At 72.3% G+C, this 16291-nt stretch carries 17 protein-coding genes; 11 read left to right on the forward strand and 6 right to left on the reverse strand.

The features are described from left to right. Positions 1-37: 37 nt before the first annotated feature. The 4 genes from ACN20G_RS21130 to ACN20G_RS21145 form a co-directional block, all read right to left on the reverse strand. Positions 38-997 (reverse strand): COX15/CtaA family protein, encoded by a 960-nt coding sequence (locus tag ACN20G_RS21130; RefSeq protein ID WP_424214367.1) that lies wholly within the window; start codon positions 995-997, stop codon positions 38-40. Positions 998-1136: 139 nt separating this feature from the next. After that, positions 1137-2327 (reverse strand): hypothetical protein, encoded by a 1191-nt coding sequence (locus ACN20G_RS21135; RefSeq protein ID WP_424214368.1) that lies wholly within the window; start codon positions 2325-2327, stop codon positions 1137-1139. A 220-nt stretch (positions 2328-2547) separates the two neighbouring features. Then, entirely contained in the window at positions 2548-3315 is a 768-nt protein-coding gene (locus tag ACN20G_RS21140; protein WP_424214369.1) for an ABC transporter permease, read from the reverse strand. After that, on the reverse strand, positions 3312-4238 hold the full coding sequence (locus tag ACN20G_RS21145; protein WP_424214370.1) for an ABC transporter ATP-binding protein: 927 nt from the start codon (positions 4236-4238) through the stop codon (positions 3312-3314). Before ACN20G_RS21145 ends, ACN20G_RS21140 begins: the two co-directional genes overlap by 4 nt. Positions 4239-4359: 121 nt before the next feature. Between ACN20G_RS21145 and ACN20G_RS21150 the strand changes: the two genes are divergently transcribed. The 10 genes from ACN20G_RS21150 (at position 4360) to ACN20G_RS21195 (ending at position 13733) form a co-directional block, all read left to right on the forward strand. Then, positions 4360-5205: a formate/nitrite transporter family protein gene (locus ACN20G_RS21150; RefSeq protein WP_424214371.1), complete on the forward strand. Its 846-nt coding sequence runs from the start codon at positions 4360-4362 to the stop codon at positions 5203-5205. A gap of 101 nt (positions 5206-5306) precedes the next feature. Beyond that, positions 5307-6116, forward strand: a complete 810-nt coding sequence (locus ACN20G_RS21155) for a helix-turn-helix transcriptional regulator (RefSeq protein ID WP_424214372.1) — start codon at positions 5307-5309, stop codon at positions 6114-6116. Beyond that, complete coding sequence (gene sufB / locus ACN20G_RS21160; RefSeq protein ID WP_424214373.1) at positions 6113-7528, forward strand: Fe-S cluster assembly protein SufB; 1416 nt, start codon at positions 6113-6115, stop codon at positions 7526-7528. The genes ACN20G_RS21155 and sufB overlap by 4 nt, the downstream gene beginning before the upstream one ends. Positions 7529-7635: 107 nt before the next feature. Beyond that, the gene (gene sufD / locus ACN20G_RS21165; protein WP_424214374.1) at positions 7636-8814 is read left to right on the forward strand and encodes a Fe-S cluster assembly protein SufD; all 1179 of its coding nucleotides are present in this window, start codon (positions 7636-7638) and stop codon (positions 8812-8814) included. Beyond that, the gene (locus tag ACN20G_RS21170) at positions 8814-9131 is read left to right on the forward strand and encodes a non-heme iron oxygenase ferredoxin subunit (RefSeq protein WP_424214375.1); all 318 of its coding nucleotides are present in this window, start codon (positions 8814-8816) and stop codon (positions 9129-9131) included. Before sufD ends, ACN20G_RS21170 begins: the two co-directional genes overlap by 1 nt. Positions 9132-9138: 7 nt before the next feature. After that, positions 9139-9903 carry a Fe-S cluster assembly ATPase SufC gene (gene sufC / locus ACN20G_RS21175; RefSeq protein ID WP_424214376.1) on the forward strand — a complete coding sequence of 255 codons (765 nt, stop codon included), beginning with the start codon at positions 9139-9141 and terminating at the stop codon, positions 9901-9903. Further along, complete coding sequence (locus ACN20G_RS21180; protein WP_424214377.1) at positions 9900-11156, forward strand: cysteine desulfurase; 1257 nt, start codon at positions 9900-9902, stop codon at positions 11154-11156. Before sufC ends, ACN20G_RS21180 begins: the two co-directional genes overlap by 4 nt. Positions 11157-11175: 19 nt before the next feature. Then, positions 11176-11637, forward strand: coding sequence for a Fe-S cluster assembly sulfur transfer protein SufU (gene sufU, locus ACN20G_RS21185; RefSeq protein ID WP_424214378.1), 462 nt, complete (start codon positions 11176-11178; stop codon positions 11635-11637). Then, on the forward strand, positions 11634-12038 hold the full coding sequence (locus tag ACN20G_RS21190; protein ID WP_424214379.1) for a metal-sulfur cluster assembly factor: 405 nt from the start codon (positions 11634-11636) through the stop codon (positions 12036-12038). Before sufU ends, ACN20G_RS21190 begins: the two co-directional genes overlap by 4 nt. Positions 12039-12341: 303 nt before the next feature. Next, positions 12342-13733 (forward strand): hypothetical protein, encoded by a 1392-nt coding sequence (locus ACN20G_RS21195; RefSeq protein WP_424214380.1) that lies wholly within the window; start codon positions 12342-12344, stop codon positions 13731-13733. Here the strand turns inward: ACN20G_RS21195 and ACN20G_RS21200 are convergent. Continuing rightward, a complete protein-coding gene (locus ACN20G_RS21200) occupies positions 13711-14604 on the reverse strand; it encodes a hypothetical protein (protein ID WP_424214381.1) in 894 nt (297 codons plus the stop codon). The two genes, ACN20G_RS21195 and ACN20G_RS21200, sit on opposite strands and share 23 nt — an antisense overlap. Before the next feature lie 177 nt (positions 14605-14781). On the opposite strand from ACN20G_RS21200, the gene dapD reads away from it, so the two are divergent. Further along, positions 14782-15762 (forward strand): 2,3,4,5-tetrahydropyridine-2,6-dicarboxylate N-succinyltransferase, encoded by a 981-nt coding sequence (gene dapD / locus ACN20G_RS21205; RefSeq protein WP_424214382.1) that lies wholly within the window; start codon positions 14782-14784, stop codon positions 15760-15762. A gap of 125 nt (positions 15763-15887) precedes the next feature. Here dapD and ACN20G_RS21210 read toward each other — a convergent pair whose 3' ends face one another. Then, the gene (locus ACN20G_RS21210; RefSeq protein ID WP_424214383.1) at positions 15888-16148 is read right to left on the reverse strand and encodes a hypothetical protein; all 261 of its coding nucleotides are present in this window, start codon (positions 16146-16148) and stop codon (positions 15888-15890) included. Positions 16149-16291 lie beyond the last annotated feature (143 nt).

Genomic DNA, 16291 nt, shown 5'->3' on the forward strand with positions numbered 1-16291 from the left:
CCCGCGCACGGGGCCGGCCTCGGGGGGTGCGGAGCGGTCAGACGGTCGCCAGGCGGGCGTCCTCGTCCGACGGGGCCGGGGCCGGCAGTTCCTGACGTTCGCGCAGCGACAGCGCCAGCCGCAGCACCGCGATCCACACCAGGCAGGAGCCCAGCATGTGCGCGGCCACCAGCACCTCGGGCAGCTTCGTGAAGAACTGCACGTAGCCGATGGCGCCCTGCGCGAGCAGCACGATCAGCAGGTCACGGGCCCGGGCCCGGATGTCGTCGGGCGCGTCGGCCATCCGCAGCAGCAGCCACATCGCGACCGCCAGCGCGCACACCAGCCACGCCGCGATGGCGTGCACGTGCGCCGTGGTCGCCCAGTCGAAGGGCATCCGCGCGACCTCGCTGCTGTCGCCCGCGTGCGGACCCGAACCGGTCACGACGGTGCCCGCCGCGATCAGCACGAAGGTGGTGACGAGCAGGGCCGCCGACAGCTTGCGCACCGGGCCGGGCACGCGCGGCCGGGCCGGTCCGTCGCCCTCCCCGCTGCGCACGAAGGTGACGGTGGTCACCGTGATCAGCGAGGTGGCGAGCAGGAAGTGCCCGGCCACGCTGAAGGGGTTGAGGCCGGTCCAGACGGTGATGCCGCCGAGCACGGCGTTGCCCATCACCACCCAGAACTGCAGCCAGCCCAGTCGGGTCATCCGGCGTCGCCAGGGCTTGGCCGAGCGGTGCGCGACGATCGACCAGCCGATGGCGGCGCACAGCACGTACGTCAGCATCCGGTTGCCGAACTCGATGTAGCCGTGCAGGCCCTGGGCCGGCGTCACGAACAGGCTGTCGTCCGTGCACTTGGGCCAGGTGTCGCAGCCGAGTCCGGAGCCGGTCAGGCGCACCGCGCCACCGGTCACGACGATGGCCACGCTCATGACGACCGCGGCGAGCGCGGCCCGCCGCAGGACCCGGGGGGAGGGCGTCCAGCGGTCGGCGATGTAAGCGAGGGGGGTCAACACGGGTCCATCGTAGGCCGCCCCTTGTGCAAACTTTCACGAGGGGGGTGCGAAACACGTCACGCCTCGTCCACAAGGTGTCAAAACGGGCAGAACGCCACGAGCCGTTCGTTACAGGGGTGTTCGGGGCGTCCGGATCGGCTCAGGGAGTGTGCGCCTCGTGGGTTCCGACCGTGCCCGCGAGCCGGTACAGGGCCGCCGCCGGATCGCCCGCCGTGCGCCACCACACGTGCAGTCGCCACGGGGTGCCCGCCGCCGGGCGCTCGGAGGAGCCGAGGAAGGACTCGGCGAGCTCGGCGGACACGTCGGCCGCGGTCCGCCCGCGCACCTCGGCCCGGCCCTGCCAGGGGCGCGGCAGCGCGCTCCACAGCCCGTCCCGGTCGCGCACGTCCACCCGCCACACCGCCGGCCACGGGCTGCCCCGCCACCAGGCCGCCACCTGCGCCGGGGGCACGCCGAGCCCCTCGGCGATCTCGTCGGGGCCCAGGCCGCGCACCCCGCCGAGCACCACCGCCTGACCCAGCAGCCGCTCGGGCAGCAGCCCCTGGGCGCGCAGCCGGACCAGGGAGGCGAACTCCAGGTGCCGCAGCCGCAGGTCGAGTTGGCGCGCGAGGTGCGCGAGGGCCGCCCGCACCCCCTCGGCCTCGCCCGCCGCCTCGGCCGCGCTCGCCCCGCCCGGGTGCCCGGCCAGCAGCCGTCGGAAGTCGTTCTCGGCGTCCACCGCCCAGGCCACGGCCTCCTCGCGGTGTCCGAGTTCGGCCAGCCGGTCGGCGAGGAAGACCTTGGCCTGGGCGAGGCCGCGCCGGTTGACGGCGTCGGCGCGGTCGAGGCCGGCCCACACGTCCACGGCGGTCCTGGTCAGGGCCAGGGCCCGTTCGCCGGCGGCCCGTTCCATCATCCCGGGGCCCTCGGAGCCGGCGCTGCCCAGGGGCCAGCGCGGCAGCCGGCGGTCGTCGCTGAGCGGCCAGGCCAGCCAGACGCCCTGGTTGATCAGGCCGCGGGCCCACCAGCGGGTGAACTCGGGGACGTCGGGGGCCCGGCGGGCGGCCTGTTCGGAGTGGTGCAGCGCCTCGCCGACGGCGGAGAGCGCGCCGGCCCGGTCGCCCCGGCCGAAGCGGAGCCCGGCCAGGTCGGCCAGGCGCAGTCCGAGGCGGGCCGTGCACTCCACGTCCCCGTCCCGGGCGGCCTCGCGCAGGGCGTGCACGAGCCGGGTCAGCAGGGCCTCGGCCTCGTCCGCGCCGGGGTCCGGGGCCCCGGGGGGCCGCTCCTCGCGGTCGGCCCGCAGCTCGGCCCAGGTCTCGTCCAGCCGCAGTGCGGCCTCTCGCTGTGTCATCTGCCCGCCCCCCGGCATCGGTCGGCTCCCGGCCCGCCGGCGCGGGGTGCGCGGGGCCGTGGGTTTCGAGAATGCCACGCCGGACCGGGCCGGGAGAGCCGTCGGTCAACCGGCGGGGGCCGTTCCGGGCGGGTGTGTCCGATACCTCGCACTGATCCCCCGCCGCCGGTCCCCGACACCCCGTCCGACCTGCCCGGATCGCCCCGCTCCGGGATCGGGCTCAGTGCCAGCGGAAGAAGCGGGCGGCGGCGCCCAGGCCGAGGACCGACCAGACGCCGAGGATGCCCAGCTCGGCCCAGGGCATCGCGGCCCCGTCCCGCAGCACGGCCCGCAGCCCTTCGGAGAGGGCGGAGATCGGGAGCAGTTCGAGGACGGCGCGGACCCCGTCGGGGAAGCGGTCCAGGGGCACGATGACCCCGCCGGCCACGAGGAGCAGCAGGAAGACGAGGTTGGCGGCGGCGAGGGTGACCTCGGCCTTGAGGGTGCCGGCCATCAGCAGGCCCAGGCCCGAGAACGCGGCGGTGCCGAGCAGGAGCAGCAGGGCCACCGCGAGGGGGTTGCCGTGCGGGGACCAGCCCAGGGCGAAGGCGATCACCGTGAGCAGGGCCACCTGGAGCACCTCGGTGACCAGCACGCACAGGGTCTTGGCGACCATCAGCCCCCAGCGGGGCAGGGGGGTGCTGCCGAGCCGCTTGAGGACCCCGTAGCGGCGGTCGAAGCCGGTGGCGATGGCCTGCCCGGTGAAGGCGGTGGACATCACGGCCAGGGCGAGGACGCCGGGGGCGAGGAAGTCGACGGCCTTCGCCTCGCCGGTGTCGACGATGTCCACGGAGGAGAACAGCACCAGCAGCAGGGCCGGGATGATCACGGTGAGCAGCAGTTGTTCGCCGTTGCGCAGCAGGGAGCGGGTCTCCAGGGCGGTCTGCGCGAGGATCATGCGGGGCAGCGGGGCCGCCGCCGGGTTCGGGGTGAACGTGCCGCCGCTCATGCGCGCAGCTCCTTGCCGGTCAGTTCGAGGAAGACGTCCTCCAGGGTGCGCCGCTCCACCGAGAGGCGGTCGGGCATGACGCCGTGCTGCGCGCACCAGGAGGTGACGGTGGCGAGCAGGTGCGGGTCGATCGCGCCGGAGACCCGGTAGGCGCCGGGGGTGAGCTCCTCGGCGCCGCTGCCGTCGGGCAGGGCCTTGAGCAGGGACTCCAGGTCGAGGCCGGGCCGGCCGCTGAAGCGCAGGGTGTTCTCGGCGCCGCCCCGGCACAGCTCCTCGGGGGAGCCGTGGGCGATGACGCGGCCGGAGTCCAGGACGGCGACCTCGTCGGCGAGCTGTTCGGCCTCGTCCATGTGGTGGGTGGTGAGGACCACGGTGACCCCGTCGGCGCGCAGCTCGCGGACCAGGTCCCACGTGGCCCGGCGGGCCTGCGGGTCCAGGCCGGCGGTGGGCTCGTCCAGGAAGACCAGCTCGGGGCGGCCGACCACGGCCATGGCCAGGGCCAGCCGCTGCTGCTGCCCGCCCGAGAGCCGTCGGTAGGGGGTGCGCCCGCAGGAGTCCAGGCCGAGCCGGTCCACGAGGTCGGAGATCGGCAGCGGGTGGGCGTAGAGGGCGGCGGTGTGCCGGAGCATCTCGACGGCGCGGGCGCCGGAGGGGATCCCGCCGGACTGGAGCATCACGCCGATCCGGGGACGCAGCCGGCTCGCGTCGGCGACGGGGTCGAGACCGAGGACGCGGACGTGTCCGGCGTCGGGGCGCAGGTAGCCCTCCGAGATTTCCACAGTGGTCGTCTTGCCCGCGCCGTTGGGACCAAGGACCGCCGTGATCGTCGACCTTCGGACGGTCAGGTCGAGGCCGTCGACTGCTGCCTTCTCGCCGAATCTCTTCACCAGTCCGCGGATCTCCACGGCGGGGTCGTTGCTCATGCGGGCGAGTCTACGGAGCGCGAACGGGGGGCATTGGTCCCGGGGGGCGGAGGGCCGGGCGGCGGCGGGCTGGTGACCTTTTCGAGACCTGAGGGCCCGTCGGCGGTCCTAGCGTTGAAGGGTGAACAGCATCGCGCAGAACGTCGAAGCCACCTCGGGGCAGGCCGAGCACAAGGCCCACGACCTGGGGCACCCCCCGCGATACTTCGTCTCCGCCATGATGGCCGGCGCCTACATCGGGGTGGGCGAGGTGCTGCTGCTGGTGGCGATCTCCCCCTTCGTGGCGAAGGGCTCGGCGGCGGTGAAGCTGCTGGAGGGAGCGGTCTTCCCGATCGCGCTGACCATCGTGATGTTCGCGGGTGCGCAGCTCTTCACCAGCAACGTGATGGTGATGCTGGTGGGCGCGCTGTCCGGGCGGACCGGGGTGAAGGACCTCGTGGGCTCGTGGGTGCTGTCGCTGGCGGGCAACCTGGTGGGGGCGTTCGCGTTCGGCGCGATGGTGCACGCCTCGGGGGTGACCTCCTCGGCCTCGGCGAAGTCGATGCTGGCCGAGATGGTGCACGGGAAGATCGCCCTGGACGGCGGACAGCTGTTCTGGCGGGCCGTGCTCTGCAACATGCTCGTGTGCCTGGCGATCTGGATGTTCACCCGGGCGCGCGGGGACGCGGCGAAGATTTTCGTCCTGTGGCTGCCGGTGGCGGTGTTCGTGGCGGTGGGATTCGAACACTGCGTGGCCAACATGGCGCTCTTCAGCCTGGCGATCCTGGACGGCTCGGCGAGCTTCGGGGATCTTTTCCGGAACCTTCTGTTCACGGTTCCCGGCAACATCGTCGGCGGAGGATTGCTGGTGGGGGCCGCCTACTGGTTCAAGGGCGGCTCGATCCGCGAGGGCGCGGCCGAATCCGCGGAGGGCGACGGGACCGTCGAATCCCACGAGACCGCGAGCGGAATGAAGGTCCCCGCCTAACCGAACGTATATAAATAAGGTAACCCTTAGTGACGGAGGCCACCAGTGGTGGTCTCCGTCGCCGCTTGTCGGGGCTCGGATATTTACGCAACAATGGCGTTGTGAAAAGAGGCGAACGACAGACCGAGACCCCCCAGGGGGAACTCGCGACCGGAGAGCGGTCCACCCGCAACCGGGTCGCGCGCTCCATCCTGGACCACGGTCCGTCCACGGTCTCCGACCTCGCCACCCGTCTCGGCCTCACCCAGGCGGCGGTCCGCCGCCACCTCGACGCGCTGGTCGCGGACGACGTCGTGGCCCCCCGTGAACAGCGCGTGTACGGCGCGCGCACCCGCGGCCGGCCCGCCAAGGTCTTCGCGCTCACCGACTGCGGCCGGGACGCCTTCGACCAGTCCTACGACACCCTGGCCGCCGAGGCCCTGCGCTGGATCGCGCGGAGCGCGGGCGGCGGCGAGGACGGCGAGGCCGCGGTGGCCGAGTTCGCCCGCGCCCGTCTGGCCGACCAGGCCGAGAGCTACCGGGAGGCCGTGGCCGCGGCCGACCCGGAGAGCCGTACCGAGGCCCTTGCCAAGGCGCTGACCGCCGACGGGTACGCTGCAACCGCGAAGAGCGCACCCGGCCCGCACAGTGGCGAACAGCTCTGCCAGCACCACTGTCCGGTCGCGCACGTCGCCGAGCAGTTCCCGCAGCTCTGCGAGGCGGAGACGGAAGTCTTCTCCCGCCTGCTCGGGACACACGTCCAGCGACTGGCCACCATCGCGCACGGTGACGGGGTCTGCACGACGTTCATCCCGCGCGCCGGCCGGGCGGACCCGCCCGGGGCGCCCGGACCGTCGGCCGACCCCACCACGACATCAGCATCCGCACCTGCATCCGCATCTGCACGCACCGCCGGGAGGAACCCCGCATGACCACGGAGACTGCTCACCCCGAACTCGAGGGTCTGGGCAACTACGAGTACGGCTGGGCCGACTCCGACGAGGCCGGCGCCAGTGCCAAGCGCGGTCTCTCCGAGGCCGTCGTCCGCGACATCTCGGCGAAGAAGAACGAGCCCGAGTGGATGCTGAAGCTCCGCCTCAAGGGGCTGCGGCTCTTCGACAAGAAGCCCATGCCGAACTGGGGCTCCGACCTCTCCGGCATCGACTTCGACAACATCAAGTACTTCGTGCGCTCGACCGAGAAGCAGGCCGCTTCCTGGGACGACCTGCCCGAGGACATCAAGAACACGTACGACAAGCTCGGCATCCCGGAGGCGGAGAAGCAGCGCCTCGTCGCCGGTGTCGCCGCCCAGTACGAGTCCGAGGTCGTCTACCACCAGATCCGCGAGGACCTGGAGGAGCAGGGCGTCATCTTCGTCGACACCGACACCGCGCTGAAGGAGCACGAGGAACTCTTCAAGGAGTACTTCGGCACCGTCATCCCCGTCGGCGACAACAAGTTCGCCTCGCTGAACACCGCCACCTGGTCCGGCGGCTCGTTCATCTACGTGCCCAAGGGCGTCCACGTGGACATCCCGCTCCAGGCCTACTTCCGCATCAACACGGAGAACATGGGCCAGTTCGAGCGGACCCTGATCATCGTGGACGAGGACGCCTACGTCCACTACGTCGAGGGTTGTACCGCCCCCATCTACTCCTCCGACTCGCTGCACAGCGCCGTCGTGGAGATCATCGTCAAGAAGGGTGGCCGCTGCCGTTACACGACCATCCAGAACTGGTCGAACAACGTCTACAACCTGGTCACCAAGCGGGCCGTGGCCTACGAGGGCGCGACCATGGAGTGGGTCGACGGCAACATCGGCTCCAAGGTGACGATGAAGTACCCGGCCGTCTACCTGATGGGCGAGCACGCCAAGGGCGAGACCCTCTCCATCGCCTTCGCGGGCGAGGGTCAGCACCAGGACGCCGGCGCCAAGATGGTCCACATGGCCCCGAACACCTCCTCGAACATCGTCTCCAAGTCGGTGGCGCGCGGCGGTGGCCGGACCTCCTACCGCGGTCTCATCGAGATCGGCGAGGGCGCCCCGGGCTCCAAGTCCAACGTGCTGTGCGACGCCCTCCTCGTGGACACGATCTCCCGCTCCGACACGTACCCCTACGTGGACGTGCGCGAGGACGACGTGACCATGGGCCACGAGGCCACCGTCTCCAAGGTCTCCGACGACCAGCTCTTCTACCTGATGCAGCGCGGCCTGTCCGAGTTCGAGGCCATGGCGATGATCGTGCGCGGCTTCGTCGAGCCGATCGCCCGCGAACTCCCCATGGAGTACGCGCTGGAACTGAACCGCCTGATCGAGCTGCAGATGGAAGGCTCCGTCGGCTGATCGTCCGCGCCGACCTCCCGGGACCGGCCGCCCCGCGCAGCCGGGCCCGGACCTCCACCCGCAACACCAATGACGCAGTGACGCAGGAAGAGAGCAAGACGACAGCCATGGCTGAGGCTCACAACATCCCGGCTGGTTCCACCACCGCCGGCGCGATCGCGGTGGCCGCCGAGTCCACCGTCGCCACCCGGATGAGCGCCCCCCCGTCCTTCGACGTGGCGGACTTCCCCGTGCCCCACGGCCGGGAGGAGGAATGGCGCTTCACCCCCCTCGACCGCCTGCGCGGCCTGCACGACGGCACCGCCGAGGCCAACGGCACGATGAAGGCCCAGATCGACGCCCCCGAGGGCGTCCTCGTCGAGTCCGTCGAGCGCGGCGACGAGCGGATCGGCAAGGCCGGCGTCCCCGTCGACCGGGTCGCCGCCCAGGCATTCTCCTCCTTCGCCAAGGCCACCGTCGTCACCGTGCCCAAGGAGACCGTGCTGACCGAGCCGGTCCGCGTCTCCCTGCACGGCGAGGGCGGCACCACCTTCGGCCACACCGTCTTCGACGTGAAGCCCTTCGCCGAGGCCGTCATCGTCATCGACCACACCGGCGACGGCGTCCGCGCCGCCAACGTCGACTTCCTCGTCGGCGACGGCGCCAAGGTCACCGTGGTCTCCGTGCAGGACTGGGACGACACCGCCGTCCACGTCTCGCAGCACAACGCCCTCGTCGGCCGCGACGCGAGCTTCCGGTCCATCGTCGTCACCTTCGGCGGCGACGTGGTCCGCCTGCACCCGCGCGTCACCTACGCGGGCCCCGGCGGCGAGGCCGAGCTCTTCGGCCTGTACTTCACCGACAAGGGCCAGCACCAGGAGCACCGCCTCCTCGTCGACCACAGCGCCCCGCACTGCAAGTCGAACGTGGTCTACAAGGGCGCGCTCCAGGGCGAGGGCGCGCACGCGGTCTGGATCGGCGACGTGCTGATCGAGAAGACCGCCGAGGGCACCGACACCTACGAGATGAACCGCAACCTCGTCCTCACCGACGGGGCCCGCGTCGACTCCGTGCCCAACCTGGAGATCGAGACCGGCGAGATCGTCGGCGCCGGCCACGCCTCCGCGACCGGCCGCTTCGACGACGAGCAGCTCTTCTACCTCCAGGCGCGCGGCATCCCGGCCGACGAGGCCCGCCGCCTCGTGGTCCGCGGCTTCTTCGCCGAACTGGTCCAGCAGATCGGGGTCGCCGACCTCGAAGAGCGCCTCATCGCCAAGATCGACACCGAGCTGGCGGCGTCCGTCTGATGTCGTTCGTCAAGGTCTGCGCACTGAGCGAGCTGGAGGACGACACCCCCAAGCGGGTCGAGATCTCCGGCACGCCGGTATCGATCGTCCGCACCGAGGGCGAGGTGTTCGCGATCAACGACATCTGCTCGCACGCGAACGTCTCCCTCTCGGAGGGCGAGGTCGACGGCTGCGCCATCGAGTGCTGGCTGCACGGCTCGGCCTTCGACCTGCGCACGGGCAAGCCCTCGGGCCTGCCCGCCACGCGCCCCGTCCCCGTTTACCCCGTAAAGATCGAAGGGGACGACGTACTCGTCTCCCTCACCCAGGAGTCCTGAGGCACCCATGGCTACGCTTGAAATCCACGACCTGCACGTCTCCGTCGAGGCGGAGAACGGCGCCCGCGAGATCCTCAAGGGCGTCGACCTCACCGTCAAGCAGGGTGAGACCCACGCCATCATGGGCCCGAACGGCTCCGGCAAGTCCACCCTGGCCTACTCCCTGGCCGGTCACCCGAAGTACACCATCACCGGTGGCACCGTGACCCTCGACGGCGAGGACGTCCTGGAGATGTCCGTCGACGAGCGCGCCCGCGCCGGCGTGTTCCTCGCCATGCAGTACCCGGTCGAGGTCCCCGGCGTCTCGGTCTCCAACTTCCTGCGCACCTCCGCCACCGCCGTCCGCGGCGAGGCCCCCAAGCTCCGCACCTGGGTCAAGGAGGTCAAGGAGGCCATGGCGCGACTGTCCATGGACCCCGCCTTCGCCGAGCGCAACGTCAACGAGGGCTTCTCCGGCGGCGAGAAGAAGCGCCACGAGATCCTCCAGCTGGAGCTCCTCAAGCCGAAGATCGCGATCCTCGACGAGACCGACTCCGGCCTCGACGTCGACGCCCTGCGCATCGTCTCCGAGGGCGTCAACCGCGTCCGCGAGTCCGGTGAGGTCGGCACCCTGCTGATCACCCACTACACGCGCATCCTGCGCTACATCAAGCCCGACTTCGTGCACGTGTTCGCGAACGGCCGCATCGCCGAGTCCGGCGGCGCCGAGCTCGCCGACCAGCTCGAGGCCGAGGGCTACGACAAGTACGTGAAGGGTGGCGTCACGGCGTGACACAGTTGCCCGGCCTCCTCGACACCGAGGCGATCCGCAAGGACTTCCCCCTGCTGGATCGTGTGGTCCACGACGGGAAGAAGATCGTTTACCTGGACAACGCGGCGACCTCCCAGAAGCCGCGCCTGGTGCTCGACGCGCTGAACGCCTACTACGAACGGCACAACGCCAACGTCCACCGCGGCGTGCACGTGCTGGCCGAGGAGGCCACGGCACTGTACGAGGGCGCCCGCGACAAGGTCGCCGCCTTCGTCAACGCACCGAGCCGCGACGAGGTGATCTTCACCAAGAACGCCTCCGAGTCGCTCAACCTCGTGGCCAACATGCTCGGTTGGGCCGACGAGCCCTACCGCGTCGACCGCGAGACCGAGATCGTCATCACGGAGATGGAGCACCACTCCAACATCGTCCCGTGGCAGCTGCTCTCGCAGCGCACCGGCGCGAAGCTGAAGTGGTTCGGCCTCACCGACGACGGCCGCCTCGACCTGTCGAACATCGAGGAGATCATCACGGAGAAGACGAAGATCGTCTCCTTCACCCTGGTCTCCAACATCCTCGGCACCGTCAACCCGGTCGAGACCATCGTGCGGCGCGCCCAGGACGTCGGGGCCCTCGTGCTCATCGACGCCTCCCAGGCGGCCCCGCACATGCCCCTCGACGTGCAGGCCCTCGGCGCCGACTTCGTGGCCTTCACCGGCCACAAGATGTGCGGCCCCACCGGCATCGGCGTCCTGTGGGGACGCCAGGAACTGCTGGAGGACCTGCCCCCGTTCCTCGGCGGCGGCGAGATGATCGAGACCGTCTCGATGCACTCCTCCACCTACGCCCCGGCCCCGCACAAGTTCGAGGCCGGCACCCCCCCGATCGCCCAGGCCGTCGGCCTCGGCGCGGCCGTGGACTACCTCAACGGCATCGGCATGGAGCGGATCGCGGCCCACGAGCACGCGATCACCGAATACGCCCTCGCCCGCCTGAAGGAGGTCCCCGACCTGCGGATCATCGGCCCCACCACGGCCGAGGACCGCGGCGCCGCGATCTCCTTCACCCTCGGGGACATCCACCCGCACGACGTGGGCCAGGTCCTCGACGAGCAGGGCATCGCCGTCCGCGTCGGACACCACTGCGCGCGCCCCGTCTGCCTGCGCTACGGAATTCCCGCGACCACGCGAGCGTCTTTCTACCTGTACTCCGCTCCCGCCGACGTCGACGCGCTCGTCGCCGGTCTGGAGCACGTGCGGAACTTCTTCGGATGACGAGGGTGACGAGGACGCTGTGAAGCTGGATTCGATGTACCAGGAACTGATCCTGGACCACTACAAGCACCCGCACGGGCGCGGACTGCGCGACGGCGACGCCGAGGTGCACCACGTCAACCCGACGTGCGGCGACGAGATCACGCTCCGCGTGAAGTACGACGGTGACACCCTCACCGACGTCAGCTACGAGGGCCAGGGCTGCTCGATCAGCCAGTCCAGTGCCTCCGTGCTGCACGAACTGCTGGTCGGCAAGGACCTTGCCGAGGCCCGTCGGATCCAGGACACCTTCCTGGAGCTCATGCAGTCCAAGGGCAAGGTCGAGCCGGACGAGGCCATGGAGGAGGTGCTGGAGGACGCGGTCGCGTTCGCCGGCGTCTCCAAGTACCCCGCCCGCGTCAAGTGCGCCCTGCTGAGCTGGATGGCGTGGAAGGACGCGACCGCCCAGGCCCTGGGCGACGCCGAGAGGAAGAGCGCATGACCACCGAGAACGCCGCCCCCGAGGCGACCGAGGAGGCCGCCGCCCCCGAGGCCGCGCCGGCCGCCGAGGCCGCGCCGGTCACGGGGCTCAAGCCCGCCACCGAGGAGGAGGTCCGCGAGGCCCTCTACGACGTGGTCGACCCCGAGCTGGGCATCGACGTCGTCAACCTGGGCCTGATCTACGGCATCCACATCGACGACGCCAACATCGCCACCCTCGACATGACCCTCACCTCGGCGGCCTGCCCGCTGACGGACGTCATCGAGGACCAGGCGAAGTCCGCGACCGAGGGCATCGTCAACGAACTGCGGATCAACTGGGTCTGGATGCCGCCGTGGGGCCCGGACAAGATCACGGACGACGGCCGTGAGCAGCTGCGGGCGCTCGGCTTCAACGTCTGAGGCACCCCTCCCCGCCCACGCGGGACCCCTCCGGGGCCCCGGCACCCTTCACGGTGCCGGGGCCCCGGTCGCGTTCCGGCGGGAAGCCCCGGCGGGTCCTCGGGCGGTCCTCGCGTGGGTCCGAGGTGTCCGGCAGGCCCGATCCCGGGCCGGGGACCCTCCGCTGTTCGCCTGCCCGACAACCGCCGTGCACCCCCGGTTGGAACGCCGCGCCGAGGCTTCTCACGGCCGCCCCGCCACGGACCCCCGGGTTCCGGGCGCCGGGCCGCCCCCACCCGCCGCGAGAGAACCGAGGACCCCGCCGTGACCGTGCGCCTTGCCGCCGGAGCCGTCGCCGCCGCCGCGACCGCCGTCGCCCTGTTGGCCGTGACCCCGCCGCCGGCCGCCCTGGCCGCGAGCTACGGCACCCCCGTCATCACCTTCTCCGCCCCCGCCCTCTCCGGCGCGGTCGGCGCCGTCGGCGACCCCGCCGTCACCGTCACCGTCTCCCAGAGCGGCGCCGACGCGAGCGCCCTGAGCGTGGCCGCCTCCGCCTCCAGCAAGCCCGCCGTGGCCGGCACCTCCGACGTGAGCGTCACCGGCACCGGAGGCACCCGCAGCCTCACCGTCACCGCCCGCGCCAAGGGCCGCACCGACCTCACCGTCAAGGTCACCGGCCTCGGCGGCAAGACGGCCGTCAAGACCCTCTCCTACGCCGCCTCCGGCGCCGTCGCCGACGCGGCCGACACCCGCTACCTCACCGGCGCCTCCGACTCCTCGGCCGCCGTGGACGTCGGCGGCGGGTACGTGATCGTGGCCGACGACGAGTCCAACGTGCTGCGGCTGTACAACGGCTCCGTCTCCGGCGCCCCGCTGCGCAGCTGGGACTTCTCCTCCCAGCTCGGTGTCAGCAAGGAGGTCGACATCGAGGGCGCCACCCTGGTCGGCGACACGATCTACTGGACCGGCTCGCTCGGCAACAACAAGGACGGCGAGTACAAGGCCCCCCGCAACAGCGTCTTCACCACCAAGCTCACCGGCACCGGCGCTTCCGCCCAGCTCGCCTACGGCCGCTCCTACACCTCCCTGCGCCAGGACCTCGTGGCCTGGGACAAGGCCAACGGCAACCGCTACGGCTTCGCCGCCGGCACCGCCGCCGGCCAGGTCCCCAAGCAGATCGACGGCTTCAACGTCGAGGCCCTGGAATTCGCCCCCGGCTCCACCACCACCGCCTACCTCGGCTTCCGCGCCCCCCTCGCCCCGGCCGTCCCCGGCGGCAAGGCCCTGATCGTGCCCGTCACCAACATGGACAAGGTCCTCGGCACCGGGGCCAAGCCCGTCTTCGGCGCCGGCGTCGAACTCGACCTCGGCGGCCTCGCCCTGCGCGACCTGCGCCGCAACGCCGCCGGCCAGTACCTGATCCTCGCCGGCTCCTGGGCCGCCGACGACAACACCGACCCCTACGCCCTCTACCAGTGGGACGGGATCGCCGGCCACGCCCCCGTCAAGCGCCTGGACCTGCCCACCACCGACCCGGGCGGCTGGGAGGCCATCGTGGCCACCCCCGACCTGAGCGCCCCCGGGGCCCGCGTGCAGCTCCTGACCGACAACGGCTCCGCCGACCTCTACGGCGACGGCACCGAGGCCAAGGACCTCACCAAGCCGGAGTGGAAGAAGTCCCGCGCCGTCCGCTTCACCCTGCCGACCACCGGCTGACCCGCGCGGAGCGCGCGGAGGGGCCGGCCGGAGCCGCACCGCCGGCCGGCCCCTCCGGCTCCCGCGCCAGGGCGGCGGCCACGGCCTGCGGGAACGCCGCCACGAAACCCTGCGCCAGGGTGCCCAGCGCCGCCGCCACCAGGGCCTGCCGGGTCCCCGAGGCCCACGCCGGCGGCCAGGCCAGCGGCCCCGCCACCGCCCACGGCAACCGCACCGCCCAGCTCAGGGCCAGGGCCCCCGTTGCCGAACCCCCCACCAGCAGCGCCGTGCGCCACCAGGCACGGGCCCCGCGCACCCGGCGCACCGAGCGGCGCAACGCGGCGAGCGGCCCGAGTCCGAGCGCGGCGTACGCCGGCGCGAGAGTGCCCCGCACCCCCGCCCACGCCCCGCAGCACAGCAGCGCGAGGGCCGCGGGGAGCGGCAGGCCGGCGGCCATCGCGAGCCCGGCCGGTCCCAGCGCCGTCACCAGAACCACCGCGAGCACGGCGAACACCGCCGGCACCCGACGCAGCCCGGCCGCCGCCGTGAGCCGCGCGCCCGGTTCCGCGGCCCAGTGCGCGGCCGGCACCCCCACCGCGGCCGCCACCAGCAGGGTCCCGGGCAGTGCGACGGCGAGCAGCACGAGGGTCGCGGCCCGGCCCCCGAAGGGCAGCGCCAGGGCCGGCGGCAGCAGCACGAGGGCCTGCGCGGGCAGGGCCCACCCCACCAGGGCCCAGGCCCGCCGGCCCAGGGCCGCGCACCCCCGGCCGAGCGGCCCGGGGCGGATCGGGCCGGGGGCCGGTTCGGGGCCCGGCGCGGGCTTCGGTTCGGGGGTCGGTTCGGGGGTCGGTTCGGGCTCGGGCGGCGGTCCGGACTGCCGGGGGATCCTCACGCGGGCACGGTAGCGCCGCCGCCCCGCGAACACCCGCCCCGTGCGGCCCCTTTCACGGGTTCGGGCCGGCGCGCACGGCCGGGGGCCGGCCGGGGCCGCGTCGTTTCCGCTGCTCGGCGCGCCCGCCGACTGAGACCGGTTGGCCCGGACGGCCCGTCGCCGGTTAGGTTTGCCGGCATGACTGACACCCGTACCACCGGCGCCGTCGCCGCCGGACTCGCCACGCTCGCCGCCGACGGCACCGTGCTCGACACCTGGTTCCCCGCCCCCGCCCTCGCCGAGGCCCCCGGCCCGGCCGGCACCGAGCGTCTGACGGCCGAGCAGGCCGTCGAACTGCTCGGCGCCCCCGCCGCGCAGGCGATCCGCCGGGACGACGTGCGCGGTGTCGAGGTCGTCGCGGTGCGGACCGTGATCTCCTCGCTCGACGACAAGCCGCTCGACGCCCACGACGCCTACCTGCGTCTGCACCTGCTCTCCACCCGGCTGGTCAAGCCGCACGGCCAGAACCTCGACGGGGTCTTCGGCCTGCTCGCGAACGTGGCCTGGACCTCGCTCGGCCCGGTCGCCGTGGACGCGGTCGAGACCGTCCGCCTGAACGCGCGCGCGGCCGGCCTGCACCTCCAGGTCACCTCGATCGACAAGTTCCCGCGCATGACGGACTACGTGGCCCCCAAGGGCGTCCGGATCGCCGACGCCGACCGGGTCCGCCTCGGCGCGCACCTGGCCGAGGGCACCACCGTGATGCACGAGGGCTTCGTGAACTTCAACGCGGGCACCCTGGGCACCTCGATGGTCGAGGGCCGCATCTCCGCCGGCGTCGTCGTGGGCGACGGCACCGACATCGGCGGCGGCGCCTCCACCATGGGCACCCTCTCGGGCGGCGGCAAGCAGATCATCTCGATCGGCGAGCGCTCGCTGGTCGGCGCCGAGGCGGGCGTGGGCATCGCGCTCGGCGACGAGTGCGTGGTCGAGGCCGGCCTCTACGTCACGGCCGGCACCCGCGTGACCCTGCCGGACGGCCAGATCGTCAAGGCCCTGGAGCTGTCCGGCGCCTCGAACATCCTCTTCCGCCGCAACTCGGTCACCGGCGCCGTCGAGGCCCGCCCGAACAACGCGGTCTGGGGCGGCCTGAACGAGGTCCTGCACAGCCACAACTGACGCACCCGCGACACGCGAGAGCCCGCCCCCTCAGCAGGTGGGGGCGGGCTCTCGCGTGTTCTCGTGGTCGTCGGTCGGGTCGCACTACCCGGGGACGGCCGGTGGGTCGGTGGTCAGGCGGTCGGTCAGCGCAGGGCGATGGTGCGGACCAGGCCCGCGAAGGCCTGTTCCTCGGCCTCCGTGAGCTGGACCGTCTCCATCGGATGGGCCGATGGGCCGCGCTGGCCGGGGATGGTCGACAGGCCGTTGCCCTGGAGACGGACCGGCTCCCGGTCGTGGAAGCGGCTGTCCCAGAGCATGTGGCCGAGGCCGAGCACCCAGACGAGGGCTGCCACGAGAAGGACGCCGAGGCCGATTTCCTGGGCGAGGGACATGGAGGGGAACACGCGGTCCTCCAAAAGGGGTGAGGGCGGTACAAGGCGGTACAAGATCGGTGCGTGTGGACACTCAACACCACTTTGGCCCGAATGAGTAGGTGTGTGGCGAGGATCACGCCAGGGTCGAAGGTCCCTACCTGTCCCGGGAGGTC

The organism is Streptomyces dryopteridis (assembly GCF_049606955.1).
Lineage (GTDB): Bacteria > Actinomycetota > Actinomycetes > Streptomycetales > Streptomycetaceae > Streptomyces.

What these genes read in the sequence shown, in the direction of transcription:
- sufB (WP_424214373.1), top strand. Translation starts at nt 6,113, where the DNA reads ATGACCACGGAGACTGCTCACCCCGAACTCGAGGGTCTGGGCAACTAC.
- ACN20G_RS21170 (WP_424214375.1), top strand. Translation starts at nt 8,814, where the DNA reads ATGTCGTTCGTCAAGGTCTGCGCACTGAGCGAGCTGGAGGACGACACC.
- sufC (WP_424214376.1), top strand. Translation starts at nt 9,139, where the DNA reads ATGGCTACGCTTGAAATCCACGACCTGCACGTCTCCGTCGAGGCGGAG.
- ACN20G_RS21145 (WP_424214370.1), bottom strand. Translation starts at nt 4,238, where the DNA reads ATGAGCAACGACCCCGCCGTGGAGATCCGCGGACTGGTGAAGAGATTC.
- ACN20G_RS21190 (WP_424214379.1), top strand. Translation starts at nt 11,634, where the DNA reads ATGACCACCGAGAACGCCGCCCCCGAGGCGACCGAGGAGGCCGCCGCC.
- sufD (WP_424214374.1), top strand. Translation starts at nt 7,636, where the DNA reads ATGGCTGAGGCTCACAACATCCCGGCTGGTTCCACCACCGCCGGCGCG.
- ACN20G_RS21140 (WP_424214369.1), bottom strand. Translation starts at nt 3,315, where the DNA reads ATGAGCGGCGGCACGTTCACCCCGAACCCGGCGGCGGCCCCGCTGCCC.
- ACN20G_RS21135 (WP_424214368.1), bottom strand. Translation starts at nt 2,327, where the DNA reads ATGACACAGCGAGAGGCCGCACTGCGGCTGGACGAGACCTGGGCCGAG.
- dapD (WP_424214382.1), top strand. Translation starts at nt 14,782, where the DNA reads ATGACTGACACCCGTACCACCGGCGCCGTCGCCGCCGGACTCGCCACG.